A 14,795-nucleotide genomic window follows, 5' to 3' on the forward strand; every position below is an offset into this window, starting at 1 on the left:
TTTTTTCTGTTTTTAGCTCTTTTGTCGTGGTGGTGTCCGCCGTTCCTGTGGAAAAGGGGGTGTGGGGGGGGGCCCCGGGCCCCCTGTCCCCCCCCCCCACGTCAGGTGTGATCAGGCGCCGGCGAGGACGCCGCCGTCGACCACGAACGCCGTGCCGGTGATGGCCGTGGAGTGATCCGAGAGCAGGAACGCGACCGAGTGGGCGATCTCGATGGGGAGGATGGCGCGTCCGATCGGCTGGAAGTCGGGGAGCCCGGCCTCGAGCTCGTCACGGCCACCGAGGGCGGTGTAATGCGGGACGTTCAGCGGGGTGTCGACGAAGCCCGGGCACAGAGTGTTGGCCCGAATGCCCTGCGCGCCGAAGTCGAGGGCGACCGCCTTGGTCAGCGTCAGCACCGCACCCTTGCTCGCGGTGTAGGTGGTCAGCAATTTCTCCGCGCCGATCGAGTTGATCGAGCCGAAATTGACGATCGATCCGCCGCCGGCCTTCAGCAGCTCGGGGATGGCGTACTTCGTCCCGAGGAACACTCCCTTGACGTTCACGTCGAACGTCTTCTGGAAGTCCTCGACGCTGGCGTCGAGGATCGTCCCGGGCTTGAGGACGCCGGCGTTGTTGACGATGCCGTCGAGCTTTCCGAAGGTCTGCACGGTGAAATCGACGACGCTCTTGACCTGCTCTTCGTCGGTCACGTCCACGACTTTGCCGATCAGGCGGTCGTCGTCCACCTTCAGCTGCGGCAGGCTCGCCTCGGAGTGGACGGTGGCGACCACCTGGGCGCCCTCGTCGTGCAGATGCAGCGCGGTGGCCAGGCCGATCCCGCCGCCGGCGCCGGTGATGATTACTGTCTTGCCTTCGAGCAGCTGGCCCATAGTTCGCTCCTTCAGGGTGGTTTTCGCGGAAACGGGTCGTGCCGCGCAAGGTATTGATCCTTTGTCGACAATCGACCGACGTGTTCAGTGTGCGTGCTGCGGGCGGCCGGGTCAAGCCTCGATTTGCCGAGCCGAACACCTCTTGACGGATGCCGCCGCCCGGCTTACGTTTCTAGTCGATTGTCGACTAGAGCACATTCGATGTTCACCTGCCGAGGCCGATCGGTCGTTCCGACCGCGGATCTGCGGCGTTTCCACACGAGGAGAGGACACATCCATGGCACCGAAGGTCCGTCTGTTGCACGAGCGGTTGGCGGCGGTGGTGAGCCAGCTACGCCACGGCGAGATGGTCTACATCGCCGATGCCGGCAGCGGCACGTCGGCGGCCAGTCTGGTGCCGCTGTCGCCGCAGGTCGAGACGATCGATCTGGGCATCGCGCCCGGGCTGCCCTCGGTCGGTGACCTGCTCTCCGTGCTGTGCGAGGCCGGAGATTTCGAGGCGGCAATCGTCACCGAGGACATGATCCGGGCCAACCCGGAGGCCCGGAAATTCGTCTCCGAACTGGTGGGGGAGGAGAACGTGCACGAACTGCGCTATCTGCCCGAGTTCTACCAACTACGGGACCGGGTCAAGGTTTTCGTCCAGACCGGGGACTACTCGGTACACGCGAACACCATCCTCGTCGCCGGCTACCCCAGCCCCCCGATCCCGTTGAAGTGGCTGACGTCGCCGACCTGGTTCCAGGACCTGTCCGACGGGCAGGCCCCCGACTCGACCGCACCGGAGGCGTGACGTGCCCTTCTTCGACGGCGTACGCAACAAGATCTACTACCGGCACTGGGCTGCCCGGTCCCCCCACGCCCAGGTGCTGCTCCTGCACGGCTTCGGGGAGCACACCGGGCACTACCACCGGCTGGCCGGGCAACTGACCGATGCGGGCATCGAGGTGTGGGGCCCGGATCATCTCGGACACGGCCACACCGGCGGCCACGCGGGAATGTTCCCCTCCGTCGACGAACTCGCGTCCAACGCCGGCATCCTGCTCGACCTCATGACGAGCACTCACCCCGACCTGCCCGTCGTCATCGTCGGGCACTCGCTGGGCGCGTTGACCGGGGCGCTGCTGGCCATGCGCACCGCGACCGCCCGCACCGGCCTGGTGATGACCGGCGCGCCGCTGTGGGGGCTGCCGCCCGAGGCGGAGGGACGCACCGATCTGATCATGGCGAAGGACGAGGCGTACCTCGACGCGCTCGCGAACGATCCGCTCGGATTCGACACCGCCCCAGCCGAACCGAACCTGTGGAGCGCGCTCGCCGTCGCCGGATGCAAGGTCCGCACGGGCCTTCCGGCCCTCCTCATGCCGATCTTGTTGATCAACGGCGAGCACGATGCATTCGCCGCACCCGGCAAGGCATCGGAGTTCGCGGGCGAACTCCACCAGTGCCGCGCCGTCGCGATACCCGGTGGCTACCACGACATTCCCAACGACCTCGCACACCGCGAGGTCGCAGGATTGATCATCGACGCGACCACCCAGTGGTGCAGCGCGGGTCCCGTATTGTCGGCGAGTTCGCAGTGACCACCGCGGTGGAGGCGTTTCGGCGGGCACACGGGCCGTTGCGGGAACGAATCCGGGTGGCGATCGACCGCTGGCTCGACCGCGACGTCGCGGCGCTGTGCTCCGAGCAGGCGGAGGCTCGCACCCCGTTCCGCACCCGTGACGGACGGAGAAGCCTCGAGGTGGGTGTGAGCGCACTCGTCGACCACTGACTTCCGCCTGCACACGATGACCACGATTCGGGCGTTGATTCTTCCCAAACCGATTACTCCGGAATGGGATTGGCAGATCCACGCACTGTGCCGGCAGATGGACACCGAGCTGTTCTACTCTCCTGACGGCGAAGAGCGGGCTGCCGGTGCCCGCCGAGAACGGGCGGCCAAGGAAATCTGCCTGGGCTGCCCCGTACGGCGAGCATGCGCAGACCACGCCGTCACGGCCACCGGGCACTCGGATGCGTTGGGAGTCCGAACCTTCGGCCTGACGTGCGCATGGACCGTGGCGCCCGTCGGTGGACGGCGGCCGGTACCCGACCGCCGTCCGTGACCGGACCAACCGCGATGCTGCTGCCTCAGGCGCGGGCGGTCTCCGTGACGAACTCGTCCGACACCTGCGACCACAGGCTGACGCGACGGCCGCGGCTCTCGAAGAACTCGATCTCTCGCTTGATGCCCGAGCTCCGATCCCACCCGTCCACGTCGAGAATGATCAACTCCTCCATCGATTCCATGAAGTGGGCGTCGACGGGTGCCCACAGGTTGCCGACGTCGTTGGGGTCGATTGTCTTGAAGGCCAGATTGATCGGGTGCGACATCGACACCTGACTGAAGACGGCGTTGCCCGACTCGACGATCGTCGCGGCGACCTCGTTGCAGGCGAGGAAGCGCTCGTGGACGACACGCTCGTCCGCGTGGCTGTACGGGCAGGCCAGGAAAATCTTTCGCATGGGAAACCTATCCATTCGGCGGGATCGACTGTCCCGCAAGTTGTGAGAACATCGCCCTCGGCACATCAGCGGACGCGTTACGTGCGCAAGCCCGCTGCGATCGGGCGATCTGTCGACAATAAACCAGATGCTGCAACGTTGTCGACAGTCTCGGAGTGTGCTTTGTGACTCGACATTTCCGGTCGCATCGACCCGGGCTCGAAGCGGCACCCACATCGGAATCGTCAACATGCTCGGCTATGGCGGACTGCTTGTCCGGTCCTCATCGGCACTGTCGTCGTCCACGCCGGATTGACGCTCGCATTCCCGATCCCTGAGGGTTCAATCGCCCGACAGCGTCAGAGTGCCCGCTTGAATCCGAGGTGGCTGTTGTCGTATCCGAGTCGCGTATAGAACGCATGCGCCTGTTCGCGGGCGCGGTCGGTGGTGACCTGTGCGAGTGTCGCGCCGCGATGCCGGCCGTGGTCGTGGGCCCATTCGAGCATTGCGGTTCCGACACCGTGGGAGCGCTCGGTGGCCGCCACGCGCACCCCCTCGATCTGGAGGCGGGTGGTGCCGCCGCGGGACAAGCCGGGGATGACGGACAGCTGCATGGTGCCGATGATCCGGTCGTCTTCGTCGCGAACCACGGCCAGGTAGTGCGAGGAATCGCGGGCGATCGCGTCGTAGGCCTCCTCGTAGCGTGCCAACTCGGCTCCCTCGCGGGTGCGGCCGATCTCGTCGTCGGACAGCAGGGCGACCAGCGCCGGCACATCGGCGCGGCCGGCGCGCTGCACCCGATACACGCGGTTGCCGAGCCGGAGCCGCCCGCCGACGGATTCGCGTGCCCGCGACTGCACGCGGGCGATGAGTGTGTCCAGCCAGGTGCCGACATGCTGTCGGGCCTCGGGTGTGTCGGGGTAGCGGCAGCGCAGGTGCAACCCGGCCTCGTCGAGGATGAACCAGAGCATCACGCCGTCGGTGCGGGTGGTCGCGCCGACGTACTGCGCTTCCAGCCCGGTGGCGTCGACGCGGACCGGCAACCGGCGCAGGTCCAGCCACGAGATCGCGAACATCCCGGGGGCCTCGGGCATCCCGCCCCACGGGCGAAGTATGTCCTCCAACGGCCAGGACCCCATCCGGACGGCCTCCTTCACCGCCTCTGCGCTGGCCCGGGGATCGGGGTCGGTCGATTCCAGCACCGAATTGGTGATGAACCACCCGACGGAGTCGTTCCAGGTGGCGTCGTACCGGCTGTGCACCGGGAACACCGCCCGCAGTGGGGTGTCGGCCATCTCGCGTGTCACGTCGGTCATTGCGGCCACCACCAGTGCCAGGGTCGAGACGCCGTCGTCGCGGGCCTGCGCCGAGAACGCAGCGCTGTTGTCGACGTCGAGCACGTCGCGCACCTCCACGCGCTCCTGCTGCAGCGTCGCCGCGCCCAGCGGCAGCGGGAATCGCGGCATCACGTCACCGCTGGCCGCCAGTACCTCCGCCCAGCGGTGGTGCACCTCGCCGGGTGCCGCCGGGCGGTCCCGCAGGGCGCGGGTGTGCTCGGCGAAGGCGGGTGCGGGCGGCAGCGACGGTGCCCGACCGTCCTGCACGGCGGCCAACGCGGTGAGCAGGTCCCGTGCGATCACCAGCATCGACCACATGTCGACGTGTGAGTGGTCCGCGGCGACCACCACGGTCGGCCCCGCCGCGGTCTCGAGCACGCACAGCCGGTGCGACGGACGACTGTAGGGCGGGCAGGCGTGGTCGAGCACGTCACGGAGCGCATCGTTGACGGCCTGTCCGGGGGCGATCGGGTGCTCGACCCAGTCGCCGGGGGAGATCTCGACCTCGTGCAGTCGCGGCTCGCCGTCTTCGCCGGGCGAGAAGATCGACCGCAGCGTGCCGTGCCGCGCGATCACCGCCAGCCAGGCGGCCGCGAGGTCGTCCGACGGAACCGGCGCGGACAGTGTGAAGGACAACGCCATCCAGGATCCGGCTCGGTTGCCGGCGCCGACGTGGCGCCGCTGGTCGAAGGACACGGGTAGCGATCGACCCGGTCTGCCCACGGTCACGTCGTAGCCGAGCAGTCGGCCGAACGGAAGGCGCAGGTGCGCGACGTTCGTCAGCCGCATAGCGGTAATCGTAGGCGTTCCGGTGGAATGATGGTGCGCGTGCCCATGCCCTCGCCGCTGCCCGTCAAGGACGGTGTCGGACCGACGCGGCTGCGTGTCCCGACGTCCGGGCCGTGGGCGACGATTGCCGAGTACGTCGTCGCGAAGTTCGACCATCTGGACGCGGGCGACCTGTGCCGCCGGTTCGACGCCGGAGAGATCGTGGGCACCGACGGCTGTGTGATCGGTCGCGGCACGGCGCTGGGCGCGCACCGGTTCGTGTGGTACTACCGCGATCTGCCGGTGGAGAACCCGGTGCCGTTTCAGCAGGAGATCCTGCACGTCGACGACGACCTCGTCGTGATCGACAAACCGCACTTCCTTCCGACCACCCCGGGCGGGCGATATCTGCGCGAGTCCGCGCTCGTCCGATTGCGGATCCGCCTGGGCAATCCGGACCTGACACCGATCCATCGACTCGACCGCGCGACCGCCGGCCTGGTGATGTTCTCGGCCCGTCCTGAGACGCGCGGCGCATACCAGTCGCTGTTCGAGAAGCGGCGGGTCGTGAAGGTCTACGAGGCGGTGTCGACGCGACCGCAGGGGTGGGACCCGGATGCACCGGTGCTGGACGGGCGTGCCGTTCCCCTCGTCTACCGCAACCACATCGCGGCGCGGCGCGGCGAGTTCCGGGTCGTCGTCGACGACTCCCGTGACCCCAACGCCGAGACGATGGTCGAGGTGTGCGGCAGCGGTGTGAGCGCCTCCGGACACTGTGTGCTGCACACGATCCTGCGTCCGCACACCGGGCGGATGCACCAGTTGCGGGTGCATCTGGCGGCGCTCGGCGTCGGGATTCTGGGAGATCGTTTGTATCCCGACCTGCTACCCGAGGCGCCCGACGATCATTCCCTCCCGCTCCAATTACTCGCGCGGGAACTGGAATTCACCGATCCGCTGTCGGGGATGCCGCGAAGGTTCGTCACCCGCCGGACGTTGAGCGAGGCGCCTGCGGCAGCGCGCTGAGCGTGGACATCCGCCACCCGATCGGGTCCTGGTGCTTGCCCTGCGTGTGATCGGGACGAGCCCGCCGCCCCGAGTAAACAAACCATTCGGCCTGTTTTCTGGTAGCGTCGGGGCCGTCATGGTGGTCACATGACGACGCGGACGTCTCAGGCACACGAGGCGATTCACGCGAGGGGTGGAGTGCAGGTGCTTCCCGAGCTGCTGGTTGGGCGGCACCTGTACTCGACATCACCGATGGGCCGGGCTACGAACGCAGGTCTACTTACCCGCCGTTTCCCGCGTGCGGAGGTCCTTGCGGAGGATTTTGCCTGCGGCGGACTTGGGGACGAGGTCGATGAACTCGACCCTGCGGACCTTCTTGTGCGGGGAGACCCGGTCGGCGACGAACGCGATCACCGCCGCCTCGTCCAGATCCTCGGCACCGGGCTGGGGGACGACGAACGCCTTCGGCACCTCCTCACCCTCCTCGTCGAGGACCCCGATGACGGCGGCGTCGGCGATCTGCGGGTGCGTCAGCAACAACGCCTCCAGTTCGGCGGGCGGCACCTGATACCCCTTGTACTTGATCAGCTCCTTCATCCGGTCCACGATCGTCACCACCCCCTCCGCGTCGACGGTCGCGATGTCCCCGGTGTGCAGGAACCCGTCCGCGTCCAGGGTGTCCGCGGTCGCCGCCTCGTTGCCCAGGTACCCGGCCATGATGTTCGGACCCTTGCACCACAACTCCCCCGGCGCACTGACCCCCACGGCCGGGTAGTCGACCTCCTCCCCGGTCGCGGGGTCGACCAGCTTGCATTCCATGTTCGCGATCGTCGGGCCGACCGAGTCCAGGGCGATGTCGTCGCGGTCGAACGGGATCGCGTGCGAGACCGGACTCATCTCCGACATCCCGTACCCCTGCCGCACCCGGCAGCCGAGCCGGGTCGCGACGGCCCTACCCAGTTCCTGATCCAGCGGGGCGGCACCGGAGAACACCGAATGCACACTCGACAGGTCGTAGTCGTCGACCAGCGGGTGCTTGGCCAACGCCACCGCGACCGGCGGGGCGATGAACACATACGTGCACCGCTGCCCGGACACGATCGACAGGAACTCGACCAGGTCGAACTTCGGCATCGTCACCAGCGCGGCCCGGTTGAACAGGGCCGCGTTGAGCAGCACCGTCATCCCGTAGATGTGGAAGAACGGCAGCACCGCCAACAGCCGGTCGTCGGCGCCGATGCCCATCCGCGGGTCGATCTGACACACGTTCGCGACCAGGTTGCGGTGGGTGAGCATCACCCCCTTCGGCCGGCCGGTGGTCCCCGACGAATACGGCAGCACCGCCAGCTGGGTGGCCGGGTCGAACGAGACGTCCGGCGCCTGATGGCCCTCGGTGAGCAGATCCGTCAGCGACGGGTGCCCGTCGGCGCCGTCGAGGACGATCACATGCTCGTCCGGGATTCCGACCGTGGCGGCGGCGGCCTTAGCTTGCGGCAGCAGTGGGGAGACGGTGAACAGGAACTTCGCGTGCGAGTCGGTGAGCTGCTTGGCGATGTCCTCGGCGGTGTAGAGGGCGTTGACGGTGGTGGCGACACCGCCGGCGCGCAGGATGCCGTGGAACACCGCGGCGAACGCCGGCACGTTCGGTGAATGCAGGGCCACCACCTCACCGACCCCGAGACCGCGGGCCGCGAGCGCCCCGGCGACCCCGTCGATCTGCGTGATCAGGGTGCGGTAGCTGGTGACCGCACCCGAGGCACCGTCGACCAGCGCGGGCCGCTCCCCGTCCGCCGGGTCGAGGTGACCGAACAGGAAATCGTAGACACTGCGGTTCGGGATCTCGACGTCCGGAAACGGGCTCTTGAAGCTCACGTGGGTCACTCCCTCGAAGATTGCGGCGGGCTCCCGCGCGCGAACGGCGGCGAGCCTTGTGGGTCGTCCGGGCAACCATAGGCCGTGACAGCCGTCACTTCATCGTGGTGCGACACCGAAGATGTTTGTGGTCGGCCCACAGTCTCCTGGCGGGAATGTGTCGAAGGTCCGAATTTGGGCTGTAGCCTGGCCACAGCGGGTGGGCAGTATCGGAGGTCGCGGAGATGACCACAGCACACGGCGCGACGCGGCCGTTCGACGACTCGGCGATCGACCTCGCGAAGTGGGTGCACGACCGCCATCCGGACATCGCGCGAGCCGCCACCGACGCGATCTGGGCGGAACTGCCGTCCTACCGCGCCACCGGACTGTACGACGATGTGGTTGCGCACGTCACCGCCGTCTTCGGGGTGTTCACGACCAGCGTCATCGAACAACGGAATCCGCGCCTCGACGATTTCGCGTTCACGTCCGGGCACGCCTCGGAGCGCGTCGCGCACGGCATTTCCCTGATCGACTTCCTTCACGCGTTCCGCATCGGGCAGATCGTCCTCTGGTCGTATGTTCTCGAATTCGTCCGATCGACGGAGGGCCAGCAGGAAACGGCACTGAGCCTGGTCGAGCACCTCATGCGCACGATCGAGGCGGGCTGCTCCGCCGCCGCGACCACCTACCTCCAGGCGCAGCAATATCTGGTGGCCGACCAGGAGCGCATCGCCCTCGACTGTCTCGAGGATCTGCTCGCGGGGAACGTGCCCGCCGTACCGGTCCGAGTGGAGGCGATGCGCCGGGCCGGTCTGGGGGACGGCGCCGGGTTCGTCGTCATCGTCTGCCGGGCAGGTTCGGAGGCGGACGGCGCGGATCCGATCCTCGACGCACGCCGGGTGCTCTCCCGGCATCTGTCGGGGATGTTGGTGCCGTGGCGGCAGGAACTCGTCGGACTCGTCCCGCTCGAACGACTCGGCCCCGGCGCCCTGTCACAGAAGGTCGCTCGCGCAGCCGCCGAGCTCGGGACGACTCGCACCACGGCGTCGATCGGTATCAGCTCGGCGCACCGCGGGTTCGACCAGACGCCCGAAGCGTTGCTGGAGGCTCAGGTCGCCTGCGACCACCTGGGCGGCCGGCCCGAAGTCCAGGTCTTCGACGATCTCTCGCCGCTGGACTACCTGGTGCGGCGCGCGGACCCGACCGCGCGCCGACTCGTCGAGCCCCAGCTGCGCGCGTTCATCGCCGAAGATCTGTCGGCGGGTGCGATCTACATCGAGACGCTGACGGCGTACGTCGCCCACGACATGAACGCGAAGGAGGCCGCCTCCGCGCTACAGATTCACGTGAACACGATGTACTACCGGTTGGGTCGGATCGCCGAGCGCACCGGCAAGGATCTTCGTCGGGTGGAAGACGTCGTCAATCTCCTTCTCGCGGTGCGGATCGCATCGACGGAGCCGCGCTGAGCGGTGCGGCCGCGATGCGGGATCAGGGGACGCGCAGGATCAGGGCGTCGCCCTGTCCGCCGCCGCCGCAGAGGGCGACTGCGCCGGTGCCGCCGCCGCGGCGCTGCAATTCGAGCGCGAGGTGCAGCGTGATGCGAGCGCCGGACATTCCGATGGGGTGCCCGAGGGCGATGGCGCCGCCGTTGACGTTGACCCGGTCGGGGTCGACGCCGAGTTCGCGGGTGGACGCGATCCCGACCGCGGCGAATGCCTCGTTGATCTCGATCAGATCCAACGTGGTCGGTGAGATACCCGCTTTCTCACAGGCTTTCGCGATCGCTCCGGACGGCTGGAACTGCAGTCCCGAATCCGGTCCGGCGACCATGCCGTGTTCGCCGATCTCGGCCAGCCAGGTCAGGCCTTCCGCCTCGGCGCGTTCCTTGCTCATCACCACCACGGCGCAGGCGCCGTCGTTGATGGTCGATGCGTTGCCCGCGGTGACGGTGCCGTCCTTGCGGAATGCGCCGCGCAGCCGCGCCAGGGTCTCGGGGGTGGTGTCCGGCCGGATGCCTTCGTCGCGGCGCAGCCAGGTGCTCTCACCCTTGCGGGCGGGGATCTCGACGGGGACGACCTCGTCGTCGAAGACTCCGCTGTCCCACGCCTTCGCGGCGAGCTGGTGTGAGCGGGCGGCGAACGCGTCCTGGTCTTCGCGGGCGATGAAATCCCTGTCGTTGCCGGCCTCGGTGAGCAGTCCCATCGGCTGGTCGGTGAATGCGTCGTGCAATCCGTCGAGGGCCATGTGGTCGACCAGGGTGACGTCGCCGTATTTGAACCCGCCGCGTGAACCGGGCAGCAGGTGCGGTGCCTGGCTCATCGACTCCATGCCGCCGGCGACGATCACGTCGAATGCGCCGGACCGGATGAACTGGTCCGCGAGGATGATCGATTCGACCCCGGACAGGCACACCTTGTTGATGTTGAGCGACGGTGTGCTCATCGGGATGCCGGCCTTGGCGGCCGCCTGCCGGGCGGGCATCTGCCCGGCGCCGGCGGTGAGGACCTGACCCATGATGACGTACTGGACCCGGTCCGGGGCGACACCGGCCTTGCCGAGCGCCCCCTCGATGGCGAGGGCGCCGAGGTCGGCGCCGGAGAATCCGGCGAGTGAGCCCTGCAGTCGGCCGATCGGGGTGCGGGCGCCGGCGACGATCACGGAGGTGGTCATGTGCGGAAAGGCCTTTCGGGGGTGGGTTCGTCAGTTCGCGGCGAGGGTGCGGCTGATGACCAGTCGCTGAATCTGGTTGGTGCCCTCGAAGATCTGGGTGATCTTCGCTTCGCGCATGTACCGCTCGACGCGGAAATCACGGGTGTAGCCGTAACCGCCGAGGACCTGCACGGCGTCGGTGGTGACCTTCATGGCGGCGTCGGTGGCGACGAGCTTGGCGACGGACGCGTTGCGGGAGTAGGGCAGGCCGGCGTCGCGGCGGCGGGCGGCGTCGATGTACGTGGCGCGCGCCGAGTCGACGGCGGCGGCCATGTCGGCGAGCAGGAACCCGAGGCCCTGGTGGTCGATGATCTTCTTGCCGAACGCCGTCCGCTCCTGGGCGTAGGCGACGGCCTCGTCGAGGGCCGCCTGCGCGAGGCCGACGGCGACGGCCGCGATGCCGAGGCGGCCGGAATCCAGTGCGCTGAACGCGATCTGCAGTCCCTGCCCCTCGGCGCCGATGCGCCGCTCCGCGGGCACGAAGGCGTCGTCGTAGTGCGCGGACGTGGTCGGCACGGCGTGCAGACCCATCTTCTCCTCGGGCTTGCCGAACGTCAGTCCCTCGGTGTCCTTCGGGACGAGGAAGCACGAGATCCCCTTCGAGCCCTCACCGGTGCGAGCGAAGAGATTGTAGAAATCGGCGATGCCGCCGTGCGTGATCCAGGCCTTCGCACCGTTGACGACGTACCCGCCGTCGGTCGCGGCGGCCTTGCAGGCCAGTGCGGCGGCGTCGGATCCGGCCTGCGGCTCGGACAGGCTGTAGGCGCCGACGGTGTTGCCGCCGAGCATGTCCGGGAGCCACCGCTGCTTCTGCTCGTCGGTGCCGAACGCCATGAGCGGGTGGCAGGCGAGGCTGTGGACGCTGACCGCCACCGCGACGGCGGCCCAGCGGGCGGCGATCTCCTCGAGCACCTGCAGGTACACCTCGTACGGCTGCGCGCCGCCGCCCCACTCCTCGGGGTACGGCAGGCTCAGCAGTCCGGCCTCGCCGAGGGTGGCGAACACGCCTTCGGGGTAGGTCTCCGACTTCTCGTGCTCGTCGACGATCGGCGTCAGGACCTTGTCGGCGACGTCGCGCGTGAGCTGGATCAGGTCACGGGCTTCGTCAGTAGGCAGCAAACGATCGACGGCCACGGTGTCTCCTCGAGAAGGCTACGGAAAGCAGTACTGGATTACGGCCCAGAGTACTGATTGCGAAATAGTACTGCAAGGCACCTCCCAGTACTATTTCTGTCATGGAGCAGCCCACCCGACCCGGTTTCGCTACCCGACGGCGCACCCAGCTCTTCGACGCCCTCGTCGACCTGTTCCTGGTCGAGGGGTTCGCACACCTGACCCTCGACGAGATCGCGAACCGGCTGCGCTGCTCGAAGTCGACGCTGTACACCCTCGCCGGCAGCAAGGAACAGCTCGTCCGGGCCGCCACGGTGCACTTCTTCCGCCGCGCCACCGAGGACGTCGAGTCGCGCATCGAGCCGATCGGCGGGGCCCGCGAGCGGATCACCGCGTACCTGTCGGCCGTCGGCAACGCCCTCGCGGCCGCGTCCGACCAGTTCATGGCCGACCTCGACGCCTTCCCCCCGGCACGGGAGGTCTACGAACGGAACACGCAGTTCGCGGCCGGTCGGGTCCAGGAGTTGATCACCGAGGGCGTCGCCGCCGGCGACTTCCGCGACGTGCACGCCGCGTTCGCCGCCGACCTCGCCGCCACCATGATGGTCCGCATCCAGCAACGCGGGGTCCGCGACAGCACCGGCCTCGACGACGCACACGCGTACGCCGAACTCGCCGCCATCCTCACGGGCGGCATCAGTGCCTGAGCCGGGTCAGCGTGTTCGCGCGCCGAGTAGGTCTGCCGTTCTCCGCAACCGCATGAGCACCTGCAGGTCGAGTGCCTTGTCGGGGTCGCGCCAGTCCGTTCCGAGGAGACGATCGATCGCGTCGAGGCGTTGGTACAGGGTGTTGACGTGGACGCCGAGACTCGACGCGGTCGCCGAGTGGTGGCGGCCGTGTGCCAGATACTCCGACAGCGTTTCCAGCAGCGGCACCCCGCGCGTGGACTGCTCCGCCATCAACGGGCCCAGCTGGGCCTCGGTCAGTTCGTCGAGGTGCTCACGCGCCAGGTGGCTCAGCAGGATCCGGTAGATGCCCAGACCGCGCGCGGAGGAGACCTCACCCGAGCGTCCGAGCGTGTCGAGCACGTCGACGGTCTGCTGCGCTTCGACGTACGCGCGCGCGAGCGCCTTCGCACCGCGCGCGGGTTCCGCGATACCGATCGTCGCGTCGAGTCGCGCGGAGGCGAACACCGCCTGCACGGACGCGGAGTCCTTGGCGGGGACGACGGCCAGTGCGCGGGAGCCGTGTTCCGCCGCAACGGATCCAGCGGGGAGCGGCACGTTTTCGAGGGCGGTGCGGATGGACGTGTCCGGCCCGGCGGCGATCGCCACCGCGATGCAGTACGTCGTGTCGGGAGTCAGACCGGCCAACCGCAGTTGCCTGCGTTCGTCCTGCTCGGCGGCGGGATGCGTCAACAGGTCGACGAGAAACGCGTCCCGTGCGAGACGCGTCGCCTCACCGGCCGCACGTTCCCCCGCGAGCGACAGTGCGATCGCCGGTGCCGCGCGTTCGAGCAGCAGACGCGTGGTCGGCTGCTCCGCTCCCAGGGACAGCAGCGCGCCCAGCATCTCCCCGGCCGCCGCGACGCGTTGCGCCAGTACCCCGTGTCGGGCGACGTGGTCCTTCCCGTCTGCGCGCAATTCGCGGACCGCCGCCGCCACGTCGTCCGCGTGCGGTATCAGTTCCGCCGGTAACGCAGAATCGTCCAGCACGAAATATGCCGGTTGCCGGGAGAGTTGCGCGACCTCCCGCACCAGGCGCTGCACTCCCGCGCCGAGCAGCACCACCTGGGTCAGCGTCCGGTCCCATTGCAGAATCTGTTCGAGTTCGTTCGTGCGCTGCGACAATTCGGCGTTCACCGCCTCGAGCCGCGCGACGGTGTCGCGGTCGCGTTCCAGCGAGCGCACGTTCTCGATCGCGATCGCCGCATGCGCCGCGAGCGCCGACAACAGCGCGATCTCGGTCTCGGTGAACGCCCGCTCCTGACGCTTGCACGCGAACAACGCACCGATGACGCGGTCGGAGACACGGAGAGGAACCCCGAGTAGGCCGCGCATGTTCTCCGACCGCGCCGCGCTGTCGGCTCCCGTCATGTGCCGGAAGGCCGGTTCGCTCTGATAGTCGGGGGTCCACTCCGGTGCGGACCGGCGGACGATCAGGCCCACGAGTCCCTCGTCCAGTGCCAGCCGGATGCCGACGAGATTCGGGGTCAGCGCCCCGCTGGTGACCTCGATGACGAATTCCTCGCCGTAGACCGACCCCATGTAGGCGAGATCCACCCCGAGCAGTTGCCGCGCCTGGTCGACGACCTCCTGCAGCAGTGCCCGGTCGTCGCGGACCGTGGTCAGCCTGACGGCGATGTCGTTGAGCGCCGCCAGTTCCCTGCTGCGCTGCCGACGCTGGTCGAGCTGGGCGCGCAGCCGCAGCGCGGCGTTGGCCTCGCGCTCGACCGTCTCCCGGTCGGACGGGTCGGAGTCGTCGATCAGCGTGCGCCGGAGGGTCTCGAGTTCGTCGAGGGGCGCGTCGTCGAGCAGCAGTTCCATCCAGCCGCGATCGGCAGTGCTCACTGGTGTCTCCATCCATGGATTCCTGGATTCGATAGATGGAATCTACATTGGCCGAGATCCAGATCACAGCTAC

General features: G+C 68.3%; 14 protein-coding genes. 7 read left to right on the forward strand and 7 right to left on the reverse strand.

Features of this window, described 5'->3' with window-relative positions; genetic code table 11:
* Positions 1 to 111: 111 nt before the first annotated feature.
* Complete coding sequence (locus tag ACFU5V_RS23915) at positions 112 to 870, reverse strand: SDR family NAD(P)-dependent oxidoreductase (RefSeq protein ID WP_378702449.1); 759 nt, start codon at positions 868 to 870, stop codon at positions 112 to 114.
* Between the two features lie 277 nt (positions 871 to 1,147).
* On the opposite strand from ACFU5V_RS23915, the gene ACFU5V_RS23920 reads away from it, so the two are divergent.
* From ACFU5V_RS23920 to ACFU5V_RS23935, 4 genes are read left to right on the forward strand one after another with little or no spacing between them, the layout of a single operon-like run.
* Complete coding sequence (locus ACFU5V_RS23920; RefSeq protein ID WP_378702451.1) at positions 1,148 to 1,663, forward strand: RbsD/FucU domain-containing protein; 516 nt, start codon at positions 1,148 to 1,150, stop codon at positions 1,661 to 1,663.
* A gap of 1 nt (position 1,664) precedes the next feature.
* On the forward strand, positions 1,665 to 2,453 hold the full coding sequence (locus tag ACFU5V_RS23925; protein ID WP_378702453.1) for an alpha/beta fold hydrolase: 789 nt from the start codon (positions 1,665 to 1,667) through the stop codon (positions 2,451 to 2,453).
* Complete coding sequence (locus ACFU5V_RS23930; protein WP_378702455.1) at positions 2,450 to 2,644, forward strand: hypothetical protein; 195 nt, start codon at positions 2,450 to 2,452, stop codon at positions 2,642 to 2,644. The genes ACFU5V_RS23925 and ACFU5V_RS23930 overlap by 4 nt, the downstream gene beginning before the upstream one ends.
* A gap of 16 nt (positions 2,645 to 2,660) precedes the next feature.
* Positions 2,661 to 2,978, forward strand: a complete 318-nt coding sequence (locus tag ACFU5V_RS23935) for a WhiB family transcriptional regulator (RefSeq protein ID WP_378702457.1) — start codon at positions 2,661 to 2,663, stop codon at positions 2,976 to 2,978.
* A gap of 25 nt (positions 2,979 to 3,003) precedes the next feature.
* Here ACFU5V_RS23935 and ACFU5V_RS23940 read toward each other — a convergent pair whose 3' ends face one another.
* Positions 3,004 to 3,378 (reverse strand): DUF1937 family protein, encoded by a 375-nt coding sequence (locus tag ACFU5V_RS23940; RefSeq protein WP_378702459.1) that lies wholly within the window; start codon positions 3,376 to 3,378, stop codon positions 3,004 to 3,006.
* Positions 3,379 to 3,716: 338 nt separating this feature from the next.
* Positions 3,717 to 5,483 carry a GNAT family N-acetyltransferase gene (locus ACFU5V_RS23945; protein ID WP_378702461.1) on the reverse strand — a complete coding sequence of 589 codons (1,767 nt, stop codon included), beginning with the start codon at positions 5,481 to 5,483 and terminating at the stop codon, positions 3,717 to 3,719.
* A 27-nt stretch (positions 5,484 to 5,510) separates the two neighbouring features.
* Here ACFU5V_RS23945 and ACFU5V_RS23950 point away from each other — a divergent pair, with 27 nt between their 5' ends.
* On the forward strand, positions 5,511 to 6,488 hold the full coding sequence (locus ACFU5V_RS23950) for a pseudouridine synthase (RefSeq protein ID WP_378702463.1): 978 nt from the start codon (positions 5,511 to 5,513) through the stop codon (positions 6,486 to 6,488).
* Positions 6,489 to 6,746: 258 nt separating this feature from the next.
* Here ACFU5V_RS23950 and ACFU5V_RS23955 read toward each other — a convergent pair whose 3' ends face one another.
* Entirely contained in the window at positions 6,747 to 8,342 is a 1,596-nt protein-coding gene (locus ACFU5V_RS23955) for an AMP-binding protein (protein ID WP_378702465.1), read from the reverse strand.
* Positions 8,343 to 8,566: 224 nt separating this feature from the next.
* Here ACFU5V_RS23955 and ACFU5V_RS23960 point away from each other — a divergent pair, with 224 nt between their 5' ends.
* Positions 8,567 to 9,796, forward strand: coding sequence for a PucR family transcriptional regulator (locus ACFU5V_RS23960; RefSeq protein ID WP_378702467.1), 1,230 nt, complete (start codon positions 8,567 to 8,569; stop codon positions 9,794 to 9,796).
* A gap of 22 nt (positions 9,797 to 9,818) precedes the next feature.
* Here the strand turns inward: ACFU5V_RS23960 and ACFU5V_RS23965 are convergent, their stop codons facing one another.
* Positions 9,819 to 11,000 carry an acetyl-CoA C-acetyltransferase gene (locus ACFU5V_RS23965; RefSeq protein ID WP_378702469.1) on the reverse strand — a complete coding sequence of 394 codons (1,182 nt, stop codon included), beginning with the start codon at positions 10,998 to 11,000 and terminating at the stop codon, positions 9,819 to 9,821.
* Positions 11,001 to 11,030: 30 nt separating this feature from the next.
* A complete protein-coding gene (locus ACFU5V_RS23970) occupies positions 11,031 to 12,173 on the reverse strand; it encodes an acyl-CoA dehydrogenase family protein (RefSeq protein ID WP_378702471.1) in 1,143 nt (380 codons plus the stop codon).
* A 101-nt stretch (positions 12,174 to 12,274) separates the two neighbouring features.
* Here ACFU5V_RS23970 and ACFU5V_RS23975 point away from each other — a divergent pair, with 101 nt between their 5' ends.
* Entirely contained in the window at positions 12,275 to 12,859 is a 585-nt protein-coding gene (locus ACFU5V_RS23975) for a TetR/AcrR family transcriptional regulator (protein ID WP_095861573.1), read from the forward strand.
* A 6-nt stretch (positions 12,860 to 12,865) separates the two neighbouring features.
* Here the strand turns inward: ACFU5V_RS23975 and ACFU5V_RS23980 are convergent, their stop codons facing one another.
* Positions 12,866 to 14,734 carry a helix-turn-helix domain-containing protein gene (locus ACFU5V_RS23980; protein WP_378702473.1) on the reverse strand — a complete coding sequence of 623 codons (1,869 nt, stop codon included), beginning with the start codon at positions 14,732 to 14,734 and terminating at the stop codon, positions 12,866 to 12,868.
* Between the last annotated feature and the right edge of the window lie 61 nt (positions 14,735 to 14,795).

Source organism: Rhodococcus sp. NPDC057529 (assembly GCF_042802055.1).
Classification (GTDB): Bacteria; Actinomycetota; Actinomycetes; order Mycobacteriales; family Mycobacteriaceae; genus Rhodococcus_F.

What these genes read in the sequence shown, in the direction of transcription:
- ACFU5V_RS23915 (WP_378702449.1), bottom strand. Translation starts at nt 870, where the DNA reads ATGGGCCAGCTGCTCGAAGGCAAGACAGTAATCATCACCGGCGCCGGC.
- ACFU5V_RS23920 (WP_378702451.1), top strand. Translation starts at nt 1,148, where the DNA reads ATGGCACCGAAGGTCCGTCTGTTGCACGAGCGGTTGGCGGCGGTGGTG.
- ACFU5V_RS23935 (WP_378702457.1), top strand. Translation starts at nt 2,661, where the DNA reads ATGACCACGATTCGGGCGTTGATTCTTCCCAAACCGATTACTCCGGAA.
- ACFU5V_RS23940 (WP_378702459.1), bottom strand. Translation starts at nt 3,378, where the DNA reads ATGCGAAAGATTTTCCTGGCCTGCCCGTACAGCCACGCGGACGAGCGT.
- ACFU5V_RS23945 (WP_378702461.1), bottom strand. Translation starts at nt 5,483, where the DNA reads ATGCGGCTGACGAACGTCGCGCACCTGCGCCTTCCGTTCGGCCGACTG.
- ACFU5V_RS23950 (WP_378702463.1), top strand. Translation starts at nt 5,511, where the DNA reads ATGATGGTGCGCGTGCCCATGCCCTCGCCGCTGCCCGTCAAGGACGGT.
- ACFU5V_RS23960 (WP_378702467.1), top strand. Translation starts at nt 8,567, where the DNA reads ATGACCACAGCACACGGCGCGACGCGGCCGTTCGACGACTCGGCGATC.
- ACFU5V_RS23965 (WP_378702469.1), bottom strand. Translation starts at nt 11,000, where the DNA reads ATGACCACCTCCGTGATCGTCGCCGGCGCCCGCACCCCGATCGGCCGA.
- ACFU5V_RS23975 (WP_095861573.1), top strand. Translation starts at nt 12,275, where the DNA reads ATGGAGCAGCCCACCCGACCCGGTTTCGCTACCCGACGGCGCACCCAG.
- ACFU5V_RS23980 (WP_378702473.1), bottom strand. Translation starts at nt 14,734, where the DNA reads ATGGAGACACCAGTGAGCACTGCCGATCGCGGCTGGATGGAACTGCTG.